Annotated in this window: 12 protein-coding genes; 10 read left to right on the top strand and 2 right to left on the bottom strand. The window is 67.4% G+C overall.

Annotation, left to right across the window (positions count from 1 at the left end):
• Nucleotides 1-5 precede the first annotated feature (5 nt).
• Nucleotides 6-512, bottom strand: a complete 507-nt coding sequence (gene mobB, locus LDO27_RS13505) for a molybdopterin-guanine dinucleotide biosynthesis protein B (RefSeq protein WP_224042560.1) — start codon at nucleotides 510-512, stop codon at nucleotides 6-8.
• A 147-nt stretch (nucleotides 513-659) separates the two neighbouring features.
• Here mobB and clsB point away from each other — a divergent pair, with 147 nt between their 5' ends.
• The 6 genes from clsB to LDO27_RS13475 all read left to right on the top strand — a co-directional run bounded on the left by clsB (nucleotide 660) and on the right by LDO27_RS13475 (nucleotide 9,295).
• Entirely contained in the window at nucleotides 660-1,901 is a 1,242-nt protein-coding gene (clsB, locus tag LDO27_RS13500) for a cardiolipin synthase ClsB (RefSeq protein WP_224042559.1), read from the top strand.
• A gap of 338 nt (nucleotides 1,902-2,239) precedes the next feature.
• The gene (locus tag LDO27_RS13495; protein ID WP_222202376.1) at nucleotides 2,240-2,830 is read left to right on the top strand and encodes a TetR/AcrR family transcriptional regulator; all 591 of its coding nucleotides are present in this window, start codon (nucleotides 2,240-2,242) and stop codon (nucleotides 2,828-2,830) included.
• A gap of 72 nt (nucleotides 2,831-2,902) precedes the next feature.
• The gene (locus LDO27_RS13490; RefSeq protein ID WP_222202060.1) at nucleotides 2,903-4,690 is read left to right on the top strand and encodes an acyl-CoA dehydrogenase C-terminal domain-containing protein; all 1,788 of its coding nucleotides are present in this window, start codon (nucleotides 2,903-2,905) and stop codon (nucleotides 4,688-4,690) included.
• A gap of 136 nt (nucleotides 4,691-4,826) precedes the next feature.
• Nucleotides 4,827-7,253, top strand: a complete 2,427-nt coding sequence (locus tag LDO27_RS13485) for a 3-hydroxyacyl-CoA dehydrogenase/enoyl-CoA hydratase family protein (RefSeq protein WP_224042208.1) — start codon at nucleotides 4,827-4,829, stop codon at nucleotides 7,251-7,253.
• A gap of 21 nt (nucleotides 7,254-7,274) precedes the next feature.
• The gene (locus tag LDO27_RS13480) at nucleotides 7,275-8,474 is read left to right on the top strand and encodes an acetyl-CoA C-acyltransferase (RefSeq protein ID WP_224042558.1); all 1,200 of its coding nucleotides are present in this window, start codon (nucleotides 7,275-7,277) and stop codon (nucleotides 8,472-8,474) included.
• 47 nt (nucleotides 8,475-8,521) lie between these two features.
• Nucleotides 8,522-9,295: an enoyl-CoA hydratase gene (locus LDO27_RS13475; protein WP_224042207.1), complete on the top strand. Its 774-nt coding sequence runs from the start codon at nucleotides 8,522-8,524 to the stop codon at nucleotides 9,293-9,295.
• Between the two features lie 112 nt (nucleotides 9,296-9,407).
• Here the strand turns inward: LDO27_RS13475 and LDO27_RS13470 are convergent, their stop codons facing one another.
• Nucleotides 9,408-9,812: an acyl-CoA thioesterase gene (locus LDO27_RS13470; RefSeq protein WP_222202054.1), complete on the bottom strand. Its 405-nt coding sequence runs from the start codon at nucleotides 9,810-9,812 to the stop codon at nucleotides 9,408-9,410.
• Between the two features lie 168 nt (nucleotides 9,813-9,980).
• Here LDO27_RS13470 and LDO27_RS13465 point away from each other — a divergent pair, with 168 nt between their 5' ends.
• The 4 genes from LDO27_RS13465 (at nucleotide 9,981) to LDO27_RS13450 (ending at nucleotide 14,876) form a co-directional block, all read left to right on the top strand.
• The gene (locus LDO27_RS13465) at nucleotides 9,981-11,867 is read left to right on the top strand and encodes an ABCB family ABC transporter ATP-binding protein/permease (protein ID WP_224042205.1); all 1,887 of its coding nucleotides are present in this window, start codon (nucleotides 9,981-9,983) and stop codon (nucleotides 11,865-11,867) included.
• Between the two features lie 329 nt (nucleotides 11,868-12,196).
• Nucleotides 12,197-13,195, top strand: coding sequence for an ABC transporter substrate-binding protein (locus LDO27_RS13460; RefSeq protein WP_377747215.1), 999 nt, complete (start codon nucleotides 12,197-12,199; stop codon nucleotides 13,193-13,195).
• Nucleotides 13,192-14,058: an ABC transporter ATP-binding protein gene (locus LDO27_RS13455; protein ID WP_377747192.1), complete on the top strand. Its 867-nt coding sequence runs from the start codon at nucleotides 13,192-13,194 to the stop codon at nucleotides 14,056-14,058. The genes LDO27_RS13460 and LDO27_RS13455 overlap by 4 nt, the downstream gene beginning before the upstream one ends.
• Before the next feature lie 53 nt (nucleotides 14,059-14,111).
• Nucleotides 14,112-14,876 (top strand): ABC transporter permease, encoded by a 765-nt coding sequence (locus tag LDO27_RS13450; RefSeq protein ID WP_222202050.1) that lies wholly within the window; start codon nucleotides 14,112-14,114, stop codon nucleotides 14,874-14,876.
• The last annotated feature ends 14 nt before the right edge of the window (nucleotides 14,877-14,890 follow it).

The raw sequence follows: 14,890 nt of genomic DNA, 5'->3' as shown, positions 1-14,890 counted from the left end.
CGCGACTACAAGTTCACCGTGCGCCTGACCAAGGCGGACAACGCGTCGATATCGGCCAGGTCCAGCACGGGCAGCGCGGTGCGCTGCGCGAGTTCTTCCGGGGCGTCGGTGGCCACCGCGACGATGCCCGGAAACTCGGGCCACAGGGGCGGCTTGCCGTGGGCCGGACGATAGATCTCGAGCTTGGGGAAATCGCTGCGCTTGTAGCCCTCGACGAGCACGAGGTCGGTGTCGCGCGGCAGCAGCGCCAGCGCGTCGGACAACGTCGGGGGCGTGTCGGCCGGGTAGCGGCGCATCAGCGTCAGATGGCTTTCGCCCACCAGCACCACGTTGGCGCAGCCCGCTTCCCGCATCCGCCACGAATCCTTGCCGGGCGTATCGGGATCGAATCCATGGTGCGTATGCTTGATGCCGGCCACCCGCAGCCCGGCCCCGACAAGGCGGGGGATGAGCCGATCCAGCAGGGTGGTCTTGCCGCTGCCGGACGAGCCGGCGATACCGAATACCTTCACGATGGTCCAGGGGTTGTCGCGCCAGAACTGGCGACGATAGCAGAGAAGCCGGCTCGCCGCCCTCACCGCGGCCACCGGCGCCATTAGGCCGACATCCGCATGCAGAGTTCGTCCACCAGCCTTGCCGACCCGCACGACGATGCCGCGATGGCCGCCGCGCGCGACCGCATCGCGGCCTATCCGCGCGCCCGGCACGGCAGGCCCGTGGCGGGCAATGCGGTCACGCTGCTGCGCGGCGGGCAGGAGTACTTCCCGGCGCTGATCGCGGCCATCGACGAGGCCGCCCACACCATCGCGCTCGAAACCTATATCTATGCCGACGACGCGGTGGGCAGGGCGGTGGCCGATGCGCTGCTGCGCGCTGCTGCGCGCGGCGTGGAGGTGCGGCTGGTGGTGGACGGCTTCGGCGCGGGCGACATGCCGCAGGCGCTGGCCCAGCACCTGCGCCAGGGCGGCGTGCTGCTGCAGGTCTACCGTCCCTTGCGCGGCTTTCGCGTCGGGCGCAAGCATCTGCGGCGCATGCACCGCAAGGTCGCCGTGGTGGACCGCCGCATCGCCTTCGTCGGCGGCATCAATATCATCGACGACCTGAACCACGGACCCTTCGAGCAGGCCCGCCTCGGTCCGCGCTACGACTTCGCCGTCAGCGTGACCGGCCCGCTGGTCGACCATATCGCGCTGAGCGCCGAGCGGCTCTGGTGGCGGCTGTCGCTGCGCGCCACCGGACTGGCCGGCATGGCGGCCGAATACACGCCGCACGCCAGCCTGCCGCTGTGGCAGGAGGACGCGCGCTTCGAATCGCGCGAGGGCGTGCGCGCGGCGCTGCTGCTGCGCGACAACCTGCGCAACCGCCGCACCATCGAACGCGAATACCTGCGGGCGCTCGGCTCGGCGCGCCACGAGGTCGTGATCGCCAACGCCTATTTCCTGCCCGGCCACAAGATGCGGCGCGCGCTGCTTGCCTGCCGCTCCCGCGGCGTGCGCGTGCGCCTGCTGCTGCAGGGCATGGTCGAGTACAAGCTGCAGCACTACGCCACCCATGCGCTGTACGCGACCTTGCTGGAGGCGGGGGTCGAGATCCACGAATACGCCGAGAGCTTCCTGCACGCCAAGGTCGCCACGGTCGACGACGAATGGGCCACGGTCGGCTCCAGCAACATGGATCCCTTCAGCCTGCTGCTGGCGCGCGAGGCCAACATCGCCGTCTATGACCGCGCCTTCGCGGCCGAACTGCGCGGCGAACTGGAGCGGGCGATCGAACTGCGCAGTACCGAAGTCCGGCTCGAAACCCATGCCCGCCGCGGCCGGCTGCGCCGCTTCGTCGACTGGGCCGCCTATCTGCTGTTGCGGTTCGGCGTCGTCGTGGCCGGCGCCGCCGGGCGCTACTGACCGGCCATCCGCTGCTGCTTCGCGACAAAACCGCGTCCGTCCGGCAAGCCGGTGCCGTACCGGCGCGCCCGTCCACTATGCTGCGCCGCGGTGGATTAGACATGAAGGTCTAATCTAATGCCTTGCCGCCGGCACGGCGCGCGCACAATAATCTGAACGACCGTTCTTTTTGGCTTAGACTGCGGGCATTCAGGGTGGCCAGGCGCCGCCGATAACGAATCACCGACGTCGAGTCATTCGCGGTATGCCGAGTTGGCGCCGCAAAGCACGGAGAAAAGATCATCATGCGCACCCCGACAGCCCGCCTAGAATCCGCCGCGTCCACCAGCGCCACGCCCATGCGCAAAGGCGAGATGACGCGCGCGGCGATCCTGGATGCGGCCCTGGAACTGTCTTCGCGCGACGGGCTGGAGGGGCTGACGATCGGCCTGCTCGCCGAGCGCATGCAGATGAGCAAGAGCGGGGTATTCGCGCATTTCGGTTCGCGCGAGGACCTGCAAGTGGAAGTGGTTCGCGAATATCACCGGCGGTTCGAGCAGGAGGTGTTCTACCCCTCGCTGAACGAGCCGCGGGGTTTGCCCCGGTTGTGGTCGATGGTGCGTCGCTGGATCGAGAAGCGGATCCAGGAGGTGACCACCGGTTGCATCTATATCAGCGGCGCGGTGGAATACGACGACCGCGCCGAAAGCCCGGTGCGCGACGAACTGGTCAAGAGCGTGACCATCTGGCGCGCCGCATTGCTGCGCGCCATCGACCAGGCGCGCGACGAGGGGCATCTGCGCGCGGACTGCGATCCGCGCCTGATGCTGTTCGAGATGTACAGCCTCGAACTGGGCCTGCACCACGACGCCCGCTTCCTGCGCCTGCCCGGCAGCGCGGACCTGGCGATGTTCGCATTGGACAAGCTGATTCAGTCTTACCGTACCTGAGGCCGTTCCGACCTATCTTTGCCAGCGGGCATCGGTGGCGTGGCGGCTTAGCATAATTTCAAGGAGATCTTGATGGGCCAGTACACCGCACCGTTGCGCGATATGCAGTTCGTGCTCCATGAACTGCTTGGCGTCGAAGCCGAGCTCAAGGCGATGCCCCGGCACGCCGACATCGACGCGGACACCATCAACCAGGTGATCGAGGAAGCCGGCAAGTTTTGCTCGGAAGTCGTGTTCCCGCTGAACCAGAGCGGCGACCGGGAGGGTTGCACCTACGTCGGCGACGGCGTCGTGACGGCGCCCAAGGGGTTCAAGGAAGCCTACCGCCAGTACGTCGAGGCCGGCTGGCCCGCGCTGGGCTGCGATCCGGAGTACGGCGGCCAGGGCCTGCCGATCCTGGTCAACAACGCCATGTACGAGATGCTCAACTCGGCCAACCAGGCGTGGACCATGTACCCGGGCCTGTCGCATGGCGCCTACGAGGCGCTGCACGCGCACGGCACGCCGGAGTTGCAGAAGCTCTACCTGCCCAAGCTGGTGTCGGGCGAATGGACCGGCACCATGTGCCTGACCGAGCCGCACTGCGGCACCGACCTCGGCATCCTGCGCACGAAGGCCGAACCCGCGGGCGACGGTTCCTACCGCCTCACCGGCACCAAGATCTTCATTTCGGCGGGCGAGCACGACCTGGCCGAGAACATCGTTCACCTGGTGCTGGCGCGCCTGCCGGACGCGCCGCAGGGCACCAAGGGCATTTCGCTGTTCGTGGTGCCGAAGTTCGTGCCGGACGCCAGCGGCAATGTCGGCGAGCGCAATGGCATCCGCTGCGGCTCGATCGAGCACAAGATGGGCATCCACGGCAACGCCACCTGCGTGATGAACCTGGACGGTGCGCAAGGCTGGCTGGTGGGCGAGCCCAACAAGGGCCTGAACGCAATGTTCGTGATGATGAACGCCGCGCGCCTGGGCGTGGGCATGCAGGGCCTGGGGCTGACCGAGGTGGCCTACCAGAACTCCGTGGCCTACGCGAAGGAGCGCCTGCAGATGCGTTCGCTGACCGGCGTGAAGGCACCGGACAAGCCGGCCGATCCGATCATCGTGCATCCGGACGTGCGCCGCATGCTGCTGACCCAGCGCGCCTACGCCGAGGGCGGCCGCGCGTTCAGCTACTGGACCGCGCTGCAGATCGACCGCGAGCTGTCGCATCCCGACGAGGCCGTGCGCAAGCAGGCCGGCGACCTGGTCGCGCTGCTGACCCCGGTGATCAAGGCCTTCCTGACCGACAACGCCTTTATCGCGACCAACGAGGGCATGCAGGTCTTCGGCGGCCACGGCTATATCGCCGAGTGGGGCATGGAGCAGTACGTGCGCGATGCCCGCATCAACATGATCTACGAAGGCACCAACACCATCCAGGCGCTGGACCTGCTGGGCCGCAAGATCCTGGGCGACATGGGCGCCAAGATGAAGGGCTTCGGCAAGATCGTGCAGGAGTTCGTCGAGGCCGAGGGCACCAACGAAGCGATGCAGGAGTTCGTCAATCCGCTGGCGGACCTGGGCGACAAGGTGCAGAAGCTCACCATGGAAATCGGCATGAAGGCCATGGGGAATCCGGACGAGGTCGGCGCAGCGGCGGTCCCGTACCTGCGGGTGGTCGGGCACCTGGTGTTCGCCTACTTCTGGGCGCGCATGGGCAAGATCGCGCTGGAGAAGCAGGCCGGCGGCGACAAGTTCTACACCGCCAAGCTGGCCACCGCGCGCTTCTATTTCGCCAAGCTGCTGCCCGAGACGGCCGCGCAGATCCGCATGGCGCGCGCGGGCTCCAGCACGCTGATGGCGCTGGACGCGGACCTGTTCTGAGTCTTTGCTTTCCTCATTGGTTTGCTCTCCCTCCCGCTGGCGGGAGAGGGGAGCAAACCCGGAGGCGAGCCACCCGCACCACCCGCAGCGCACCGCACCCCCAAATTCTTTTCAACGCTCATCGCTAGGAGCGCGCATGTCCAATTTCATCGTCAAGAAGGTCGCCGTGCTGGGCGCCGGCGTCATGGGCGCGCAGATCGCCGCGCATCTTGTCAACGCTCGCGTGCCGGTGGTGCTGTTCGACCTGCCCGCCAAGGAAGGCCCCAAGAACGGCATCGCGCTGCGCGCGATCGACAACCTGAGGAAGCTGTCGCCCGCGCCGCTCGGCGTGAAGGACGAGGCCTCGCTGATCCGGGCCGCCAATTACGAGGATGACCTCGCGCTGCTCAAGGAGTGCGACCTGGTCATCGAGGCCATCGCGGAGCGGATGGACTGGAAGCATGACCTGTACTGCAAGGTCGCCTCGCACCTGGCCTCGCATGCGATCTTCGCGACCAATACCTCGGGGCTGTCGATCACCGCGCTGTCGGATGGCTTCGACGCCGAATTGAAGTCGCGCTTCTGCGGCGTGCATTTCTTCAACCCGCCGCGCTACATGCATCTGGTCGAGCTGATCCCGACCGCGCAGACGCAGCCGGAGATCCTGGACCGGCTCGAGGGCTTCCTGACCACCACGCTCGGCAAGGGCGTGGTGCGCGCCAAGGACACGCCGAACTTCATCGCCAACCGCGTCGGCATCTTTTCCATCCTTGCGGTGTTCGCCGAGGCGGAAAAGTACGGCATCCCCTTCGACGTGGTCGACGACCTGACCGGGTCCAAGCTGGGACGCGCCAAGTCGGCGACCTTCCGCACCGCCGACGTGGTGGGCCTGGACACGATGGCCCATGTCATCAAGACCATGCAGGACAACCTGAAGGACGACCCGTTCGCCCCGGTGTACCAGACGCCGGCGGTACTGAAGGGGCTGGTCGATGCCGGCGCGCTGGGACAGAAGACCGGCGCGGGGTTCTACAGGAAGGAAGGCAAGGCCATCAAGGTGCTGGACCCGAAGACGGGCCAGTACGTCGACGGCGGCAGGAAGGCGGACGAAATCGTCGCGCGCATGCTGAAGAAGGAGCCGGCGGAGCGCATCCGGCTGCTGCGCGAGTCGGGCAATCCGCAGGCGCAGTTCCTGTGGGCGGTATTCCGCGACGTGTTCCACTACATCGCCGTGTACCTGGAGCAGATCGCCGACTCGGCCGCCGATATCGACCTGGCGATCCGCTGGGGCTTCGGCTGGAACACCGGTCCCTTCGAGGACTGGCAGGCCGCCGGCTGGAAGCAGGTCGCCGAATGGGTGCGGGAGGACGTGGAGGCGGGCCGCGCGCTGTCGACGGCGCCGCTGCCGGGCTGGGTGTTCGAGGGTCCGGTGGCCGACAACCAGGGCGTGCACGGCCCGCGCGGCTCGTGGTCGCCGGCGACGCAGTCCTTCGCCGAACGCAGCGCGCTGCCGGTGTATCGCCGCCAGGCCTTCCGCGCGGCGCTCAAGGGCACCGGCGCGATCGATCCCCGCAATGCGGGCCGTACCGTCGAGGAGAACGACGCCGTGCGCATCTGGGTCAACGAGGGCCAGGACGATGTGCTGGTGATCTCGTTCAAGAGCAAGATGAACACCATCGGGCCGGACGTCATCGAAGGCCTGACCCGCGCGATCGACCTGGCCGAGGCCGGCTACAAGGGACTGGTGGTGTGGCAGCCTACCTCGCTGCAACTGGGCGCGCCGGGCGGCCCGTTCTCCGCGGGCGCAAACCTGGAAGCGGCGATGCCCGCGTTCATGATGGGCGGTGCCAAGGGCATCGAGCCCTTCGTCAAGACGTTCCAGGACGGCATGATGCGAGTCAAGTACGCCGCCGTGCCGGTGGTGTGCGCGGCCTCCGGCATCGCGCTGGGCGGCGGCTGCGAGCTGATGCTGCATTCGGCCAAGCGTGTTGCCGCGTTCGAGACCTATATCGGGCTGGTGGAGGTCGGCGTGGGACTGGTGCCCGCCGGCGGCGGCCTGAAGGAAGCGGCGCTGGCCGCGGCGCGCGCGGCCCAGGCGGCGGGCAGCAACAACATCCTGCAGTTCCTGAGCGATCGCTTCCAGAGCGCGGCCATGGCCAAGGTCTCCGGTTCGGCGCTGGAGGCCCGCAAGATGGGCTATCTGCAGCCGAGCGACGCCATCGTCTTCAACGTGCACGAGCTGCTGCACGTGGCCTGCAGCGAAGTGCGCGCGCTGGCCGAGGCCGGCTACCGGCCGCCGGTGGCAGGCACGCTGGTGCCGGTGGCGGGGCGCTCGGGTATCGCGACCATCAAGGCGCAGCTGGTCAATATGCGCGACGGCAACTTCATCTCGGCGCATGACTTCCTGATCGCCACCCGCATCGCCGAGGCCGTCTGCGGCGGCGACGTGGAAGCCGGCTCGCTGGTCAGCGAGGAATGGCTGCTGGCGCTGGAGCGCCGCGCCTTTATCGAACTGCTGGGCACGGCCAAGACCCAGGAACGCATCATGGGCATGCTGCAGACCGGCAAGCCGGTGCGCAACTAACAGGGCAAGCGAGGAACCGACATCATGAAACAACTGCAAGACGCCTATATCGTCGCCGCCACCCGCTCGCCGATCGGCAAGGCTCCCAAGGGAGCCTTCAGGAATCACCGCCCGGACGACCTGCTGGCGACCGTCCTCAAGGCCGCGCTGGCCCAGGTGCCGGGGCTGGACCCCGCGCTGATCGAGGACGCCATCGTCGGCTGCGCGATTCCGGAAGCGCAGCAGGGCCTGAACGTCGCCCGCATCGGCGCGCTGCTGTCCGGCCTGCCGACCTCCGTGGGGGGCATCACCGTCAACCGCTTCTGCGCCTCGGGCCTGAGCGCGGTGGCGATGGCGGCGGACCGCATCCGCGTGGGCGAGGCCGACGTAATGATCGCGGCCGGCGTGGAATCGATGAGCATGGTGCCGATGATGGGCAACACGCCGTCGATGTCGCCGTCGATCTTCGCCCGCGACGAGAACGTCGGCATCGCCTACGGCATGGGCCTGACCGCGGAGAAGGTCGCACAGAAGTGGCAGGTCAGCCGCGAGGACCAGGACGCCTTCTCGCTCGCGTCCCACCAGAAGGCGCTGCAGGCGCAGCAGGCCGGCGAGTTCAACGACGAGATCACGCCGATCGAGATCGTCGAGAAGCTGCCGAACCTGGCCACGGGCGAGGTGGACATCAAGACCCGCACACTGGCGCTGGACGAGGGCCCGCGTCCCGATACCTCGATCGAGGGGCTGGCGAAACTGCGCCCGGTGTTCGCGAACAAGGGCAGCGTGACCGCCGGCAACAGCTCGCAGACGTCGGACGGCTCGGGCGCGCTGATCCTGGTGTCCGAGAAGATCCTCAAGCAGTGCAACCTCGTGCCGCTGGCGCGCTTCGTGTCGTTCGCCGTGCGCGGCGTGCCGCCGGAGATCATGGGCATCGGTCCGAAGGAGGCGATCCCCGCCGCGCTGAAGGCCGCAGGGATGACGCAGGACCAGATCGACTGGATCGAGCTGAACGAGGCTTTCGCCGCGCAGTCGCTGGCGGTGATCCGCGATCTCGAACTCGATCCTGCCAAGGTCAACCGGATGGGCGGCGCGATTGCGCTCGGCCATCCGCTCGGGGCCACCGGCGCGATCCGCTCGGCCACGGTCGTGCACGCGCTGCGCCGTCACAACCTGAAGTACGGCATGGTGACGATGTGCGTGGGCACCGGCATGGGTGCTGCGGGAATCTTCGAGCGCATGTAGGCTTGCACGGCGGCTGCCGGCCGCACCAACAACGACAAGGAGACGGCATGAGCATTCTTACCACCATCGAGCGCGGTGTCCTCGCCATCGAGTTCGATCGCATCGAAAAGAAGAACGCGATCACGGCGGCGATGTACCAGCAACTGGCCGACGCGTTTCGCGATGCGGCCGGCAACGCCGACGTGCGTGCCATCCTGATCCGGGGCAAGGCCGAGATCTTCACCGCCGGCAACGACCTCGAGGATTTCATGCAGCGCCCGCCCACCGGCGGCCCGCAGGCGGCCGCGCCGGTGTTCCAGTTCCTGGAGCAGATCAGCCATGCCGCCAAGCCGGTGGTGGCCGCAGTCAGCGGCGCGGCGGTCGGCATCGGCACCACGATGCTGCTGCATTGCGACCTGGTGTATGCGTCGGACAGCGCGAAATTCTCGCTGCCCTTCGTGCAACTGGGCCTATGCCCGGAAGCGGCATCGAGCCTGCTGCTGCCCCGGCTGGTCGGTTACCAGCGCGCGGCGGAGAAGCTGTTGCTGGGCGAGGCGTTCAGTGCCGCCGAGGCGCACCAGATCGGGCTGGTGACGCGCGTGCTGCCGGCGGCCGAACTGCACGAGTTCGCGCTGGCGCAGGCGCTCAAGCTGGCGGCGCTACCCGCGTCGTCGCTGCGGGAAACCAAGCGCCTGATGAAGGGCGGGGATACCGCGGCGGTGGAGCAGCGCATGGAGCAGGAGGGCGAAGTGTTCCGCCGCATGCTGCAGGCGCCGGAAGCGAAGGAGGCCTTCAGCGCCTTCTTCGAGAAGCGCAAGCCGGATTTTTCGCGGTTCGGTTGAGGGGCTCGCACACCGTCTGTTTTCTCCCCTCTCCCGCCAGCGGGAGAGGGGCGGGGGTGAGGGTGATCGCTCGCGACGCTGCGAACGCCTGAACCCTCACTATCCACCCAAATCAACCCTCCGGCAGCACCCTCGGCTGCCGCGATTCGTCCGTCGCCACGTACGTCAGCGTGGCCTCCGTCACCTTGACGATCTCGTTGCTGTGCCGCATGCGCTGGGCATAGACCTCGACCGATACCGTGATCGACGTGCGGCCAGTCTTCTCGATATCCGCATAGAAGCTGACCAGATCGCCCACGAACACCGGGTTCTTGAACTGGAAGGAATTGACCGCCACCGTGGCGACGCGTCCCTGTGCGCGTTCGACCGCCGGAATGGAGCCGGCGATATCGACCTGCGCCATGATCCAGCCGCCGAACACGTCGCCGTGGACATTGGCGTCGGCCGGCATCGGCACGACGCGCAGGGCAGGGTTCTTGCCGGGCGGCAGGCTGGAAAGCATCGAAGACTCGCTCATGGTGAACATCTGTGGGGAAGGGGGGTGCCGGGCGCCGGCCTCGGCGCGCATACGGAAAAGGGCGGGCCGCGTGGTGCCGCATCGGTGCGGCGGCGGCTGTGCCGCGATGCCGCCGGACCCGTGGCGCCGATCTCTGCGACAATCGCAACTCCGCCCGAATTCTAACGTATGCGTCGCTATTCCTCGGCCGACGAGCCTGCTCCGGCCCGGCCATCTTCCACGTTGTTTCCCGGACAAGGCGTACCCCGCAGCGACTGGCAAACCGTGCGCAACCTGCTGCCGTATGTGTGGCACTACAAGTGGCGCGTGATGCTGGCCCTGGTGTGCCTGGTCGCGGCCAAGGTCGCCAATCTCGGCGTGCCGGTGCTGATGAAGCGGCTGATCGACAGCATGAATATTCCTGCCGGCGACGCGCGCGCGCTGCTGGTGGTACCGGTGGGCCTGATCGTCGCGTATGGCGTGCTGCGCCTGTCGACCACGCTGTTTACCGAGCTGCGCGAGATCCTGTTCTCGAAGGTGACCCAGAGCGCCGTGCGCGAGATTGCGCTGCAGGTGTTCCGCCATCTGCACGGGCTGTCGCTGCGCTTTCATCTGGAGCGCCAGACCGGCGGCATGAGCCGCGATATCGAGCGGGGCACGCGCGGCATCCAGTCGCTGATCTCGTATTCGCTGTACAGCATCCTGCCAACGCTGGTGGAGATGGCGCTGGTGCTGGGCTTCTTCGTGCTGCACTACGACATCTGGTTCGCCGCCATCACCGGCGGCGCGCTGCTCGGGTATATCGTCTTCACGGTGCTGGTGACCGAATGGCGCACGCACTTCCGCCGCAAGATGAACGAGCTGGACTCGCGTGCGAACCAGAAGGCGATCGATTCGCTGCTGAACTTCGAGACCGTCAAGTACTTCGGCAACGAGGACTACGAGGCGCGCCGCTATGACGAGAACCTGCGCACCTACCGCACCGCCGCGATCCGCTCGCAGAATTCGCTGTCGTTCCTGAACTTCGGCCAGCAGGCCATCATCGCGACCGGGCTGATCCTGATCCTGTGGCGCGCCACGGTCGGGGTGGCCGCCGGCACGCTGACGCTGGGCGACCTGGTGCTGGTCAATACGCTGATGATCCAGCTCTATATCCCGCTGAATTTCCTCGGCGTGATCTATCGCGAGATCAAGCAGGCCACCACCGACATGGACCGCATGTTCGTGCTGCTGGGCACGCATCGCGAGATCGCCGACGTGCCCGGGGCGCCGGCGCTGGCCGTCAGCGGCGGCGAGGTGCGCTTCAGCCATGTGGGCTTCGGCTACGAGAGCAACCGCGTCATCCTGAACGATGTTGACTTCACCATCGCCGCGGGCACCACCACGGCCGTGGTCGGCCACAGCGGCTCGGGCAAATCCACGCTCGCGCGGCTGCTGTTCCGCTTCTACGACGTGGGCAGCGGCGCCGTGCTGGTGGACGGGCAGGACATTCGCAGCATCACGCAGGAAAGCCTGCGCCGGGCCATCGGCATCGTGCCGCAGGACACGGTGCTGTTCAACGACAGCATCTACTACAACATCGCCTATGGCCGGCCCGACGCCTCGCGCGACGAGGTGATCGCCGCCGCGCGCGCCGCCCAGATCGACAGCTTCATCCAGGAACTGCCGCAAGGCTACGAGACGCCGGTGGGCGAGCGCGGCCTGAAGCTGTCCGGCGGCGAGAAGCAGCGCGTGGCCATCGCCCGCACGCTGCTGAAAAACCCGCCGATCCTGATCTTCGACGAGGCCACCTCCGCACTGGACTCGCGCACCGAACAGGCCATCCAGGCCGAGCTGATGCGGCTGGCGCAGAACCGTACCACCCTGCTGATCGCGCACCGGCTCTCCACCGTCGTGCATGCCGACCAGATCCTGGTGATGGACCACGGCCGCGTGGTCGAGCGCGGCACGCATGCTGAGCTGATGCGGCTCGATGGGCGCTACGCGGAGATGTGGCGCATCCAGGCGCGCAGCGCCGCGCAGGGCGACGATGTGGCGGCGGCGGCCGAGATCGGCGACGCGACACAGGACGCCTGAGCGCCGATATTGTCGACAATCGCCCGCCGCAATGGCGGGCGACACGGCTGCCTGCACAGATTTGGGTCGCCAATCCCCGGCGGCCACGCCCCGAAAGTGGGCGCAAAACCCTGGCATGTCACTTGCAGACTGTAGGGCGGTAAGAGACCGACCAACAGGAGAGAGAGAACATGCCGCAACACCCGTCCGCCAAACCGTTCGCCACGATCGGCGATGCCAGGACCAACGCGATGGCGAGCGCCGGCGCGGTTCGCATGGATGCCGGGCGAGCCGGCGTGCCGACGATGCGCCGGCGCATGCTCCAGTTTGGACTGGCGCTTGGCACCGCGATGGTGCTGTCGACACAAATTGCCGGCCAGGCCCATGCGCAGGCCAACACCAAGATCCGCTTCCAGCTCGACTGGCGCTTCGAAGGCCCCGCGGCGCTGTTCCTGCTGGGCGAGCAGAAGGGCTACTTCAAGGCGGAGAAGCTGGATGTGGCGATCGACGCGGGCAACGGCTCCGGTAACGTGGTCAACCGCGTGGCCTCCGGCACCTACGACATGGGCTTCGCCGATCTGGCCTCGGTCATGGAGTTCTATGGCAATAACCCGGACGCCAGGAACAAGCCCATCGCGGTGATGATGGTCTACAACAACACGCCGGCCGCCGTGCTGACGCTGAAGAAGTCGGGCATCAAGACGCCGAAGGACCTGACCGGCAAGCGGCTGGGCGCACCGGTGTTCGACGCCGGCCGCCGCGCCTTCCCGATCTTCGCCAAGGCCAACGGCCTGCAGGCGTCGGGCTTCAACTGGCAGGCGATGGACCCGACGCTGCGCGAGACCATGCTCACGCGCGGCGACCTGGACGCCATCACCGGCTTTTCCTTTACCTCGGTGCTGAACCTGAACGCGCGCGGCGTCAAGGACGAGGACATCGTGGTGATGCCCTATCCGCAGTTCGGCGTGAAGCTCTATGGCAACGCCGTGATCGCGTCCGAGGAATTCCTGAAGAAGAACCCGGAGGCGGTGAAGGCCTTCCTGCGCGCGTTCGCAAAGTCGTCGAAGGACGTCATCGCGAAACCGGAGGAGGGCATCAAGGCGGTCAAGGCGCGCGACGGCATCATCGACGAGAAGCTGGAGCTCAAGCGCCTGAAGCTCGCGCTGGACAGCGTGGTCAAGTCGCCGGACGCCAAGGCCGAGGGCTTCGGCCGCGTCAGCAAGCCGCGCCTGTCGCTGATGGCCTCGCAGGTGGCGGACGCCTTCGGCACCAAGGGCCGCATCGACCCAGATGCGCTGTGGACCGACGCGTATCTGCCGTCGGCCGCGGAACTGGACGTGCTGCGATGATGCGGGACGACGCCGCCAAGCTGGCGCGGGCCGGCGCGCCCCCCGCCGGCGCGAACGCCGACGCCGCCGGCGAGCCCTTCGTCGATTTCAATCGGGTCTGGCTCGCCTACAACGACGAACTGGCGCACCGCGGCGAGTTCGCGGTCGAGGATATCTCGCTGCAGGTCCAGCCGGGCGAGTTCATCGCCATCGTCGGCCCGTCCGGCTGCGGCAAGTCCACCTTCATGAAGCTGGCCACCGGCCTGAAGCCTGCCACTCGCGGCGTGGTGAAGATCGCGGGCCAGAAGGTCACCGGGCCGCTGAAGATGGTCGGCATGGCGTTCCAGGCGCCGACGCTGCTGCCCTGGCGCACCACGCTGGACAACGTGATGCTGCCGCTGGAAATCGTCGAGCCCTACCGCTCGACGCTGCGCGCGAAGCGCGACGAGTACGTGGCGCGCGCCCGCGAACTGCTGCGCACGGTGGGGCTGGCGGGCTACGAGGACAAGTACCCGTGGCAGCTCTCCGGCGGCATGCAGCAGCGCGCATCGATCTGCCGTGCGCTGATCCACGAGCCGCGCATGCTGCTGCTGGACGAGCCGTTCGGCGCGCTGGACGCCTTCACGCGCGAGGAACTGTGGTGCGTGCTGCGCGACCTGTGGCAGGCCCAGCGCTTCAACGTGATCCTGGTCACCCACGATCTGCGCGAGGCGGTGTTCCTGGCGGACACGGTCTACGTCATGAGCCAGCGGCCCGGCCGCATCCTGATGCGCAAAGAGGTGGACCTGCCGCGTCCGCGCGATCTGGAGCTGACCTACACCGAGCCCTTCGCCGAGATCGTGCATGCGCTGCGCGAGAAGATCGGCCACGTCCGCCAGCACTGACGCGGTCGCCGGCGTTTTCCTGAATCCACCGTATTGCTCCGATGATCACCACCATGTCCAACGCCCAGCAGCGCCGCGTCGAGCGGGTCGCGCCGTGGCTACTGCTCGCCGCCGTCCTGCTTCTCTGGCAGGGCGTCTGCCTCGTCTTCAACGTGTCGGACTTCATCCTGCCGAGCCCCACCGCCATCGTGGTGGCGCTGGTCGACTACTGGGACGTGATCGCCGGCCATGCCTGGCGCACCTTCTGGACCACCATGGTCGGCTTCGGCCTCGCCATCGTGGTCGGGGTGGCGCTCGGGCTCGTGATGGGGTCGTCGCGGCTGGCGTATGCCGCCGGCTATCCGCTGATGACGGCGTTCAACGCGCTGCCCAAGGCGGCGTTCGTGCCGATCCTCGTGGTGTGGCTGGGCCTGGGCGCCGGGCCCGCGATCCTGACCGCCTTCCTGATTTCGTTCTTTCCCATCATGGTCAATATCGCCACGGGGCTGGCGACGCTGGAGCCCGAGCTCGAAGACGTGCTGCGCGTGCTCGGCGCGCGGCGCACCGACGTGCTGCTCAAGGTCGGACTGCCGCGCGCGATGCCGTACTTCTTCGCCTCGCTCAAGGTCGCCATCACGCTGGCGTTCGTCGGCACCACCGTGTCGGAGATGAGCGCGGCCAACGAGGGCATCGGCTATCTGCTGGTGTCGGCCGGCTCCGCCATGAAGATGCCGCTGGCGTTCGCCGGGCTGGTGGTGATCGCCATCATGGCGATGGCGATGTACGAGCTGTTCGCCGTGCTGGAGAAGCGCATGACGGGGTGGGCGCACCGGGGGTGATGAATCGCCGGGGG

Origin of the sequence: Cupriavidus respiraculi (assembly GCF_914271545.1) — a bacterium.
In the GTDB taxonomy this organism is placed as follows: Bacteria; Pseudomonadota; Gammaproteobacteria; order Burkholderiales; family Burkholderiaceae; genus Cupriavidus; species Cupriavidus respiraculi.
The sequence above is the reverse complement of the archived record's forward strand: the minus strand, read 5'-3'. Positions and strand labels throughout refer to the sequence as shown.

Bases quoted from the DNA above. Each gene is read 5' to 3' on its own strand.
- clsB (WP_224042559.1), top strand. From the start codon at position 660: ATGGCCGCCGCGCGCGACCGCATCGCGGCCTATCCGCGCGCCCGGCAC.
- LDO27_RS13495 (WP_222202376.1), top strand. From the start codon at position 2,240: ATGCGCAAAGGCGAGATGACGCGCGCGGCGATCCTGGATGCGGCCCTG.
- LDO27_RS13490 (WP_222202060.1), top strand. From the start codon at position 2,903: ATGGGCCAGTACACCGCACCGTTGCGCGATATGCAGTTCGTGCTCCAT.
- LDO27_RS13485 (WP_224042208.1), top strand. From the start codon at position 4,827: ATGTCCAATTTCATCGTCAAGAAGGTCGCCGTGCTGGGCGCCGGCGTC.
- LDO27_RS13475 (WP_224042207.1), top strand. From the start codon at position 8,522: ATGAGCATTCTTACCACCATCGAGCGCGGTGTCCTCGCCATCGAGTTC.
- LDO27_RS13470 (WP_222202054.1), bottom strand. From the start codon at position 9,812: ATGAGCGAGTCTTCGATGCTTTCCAGCCTGCCGCCCGGCAAGAACCCT.
- LDO27_RS13465 (WP_224042205.1), top strand. From the start codon at position 9,981: ATGCGTCGCTATTCCTCGGCCGACGAGCCTGCTCCGGCCCGGCCATCT.
- LDO27_RS13460 (WP_377747215.1), top strand. From the start codon at position 12,197: ATGGTGCTGTCGACACAAATTGCCGGCCAGGCCCATGCGCAGGCCAAC.
- LDO27_RS13455 (WP_377747192.1), top strand. From the start codon at position 13,192: ATGATGCGGGACGACGCCGCCAAGCTGGCGCGGGCCGGCGCGCCCCCC.
- LDO27_RS13450 (WP_222202050.1), top strand. From the start codon at position 14,112: ATGTCCAACGCCCAGCAGCGCCGCGTCGAGCGGGTCGCGCCGTGGCTA.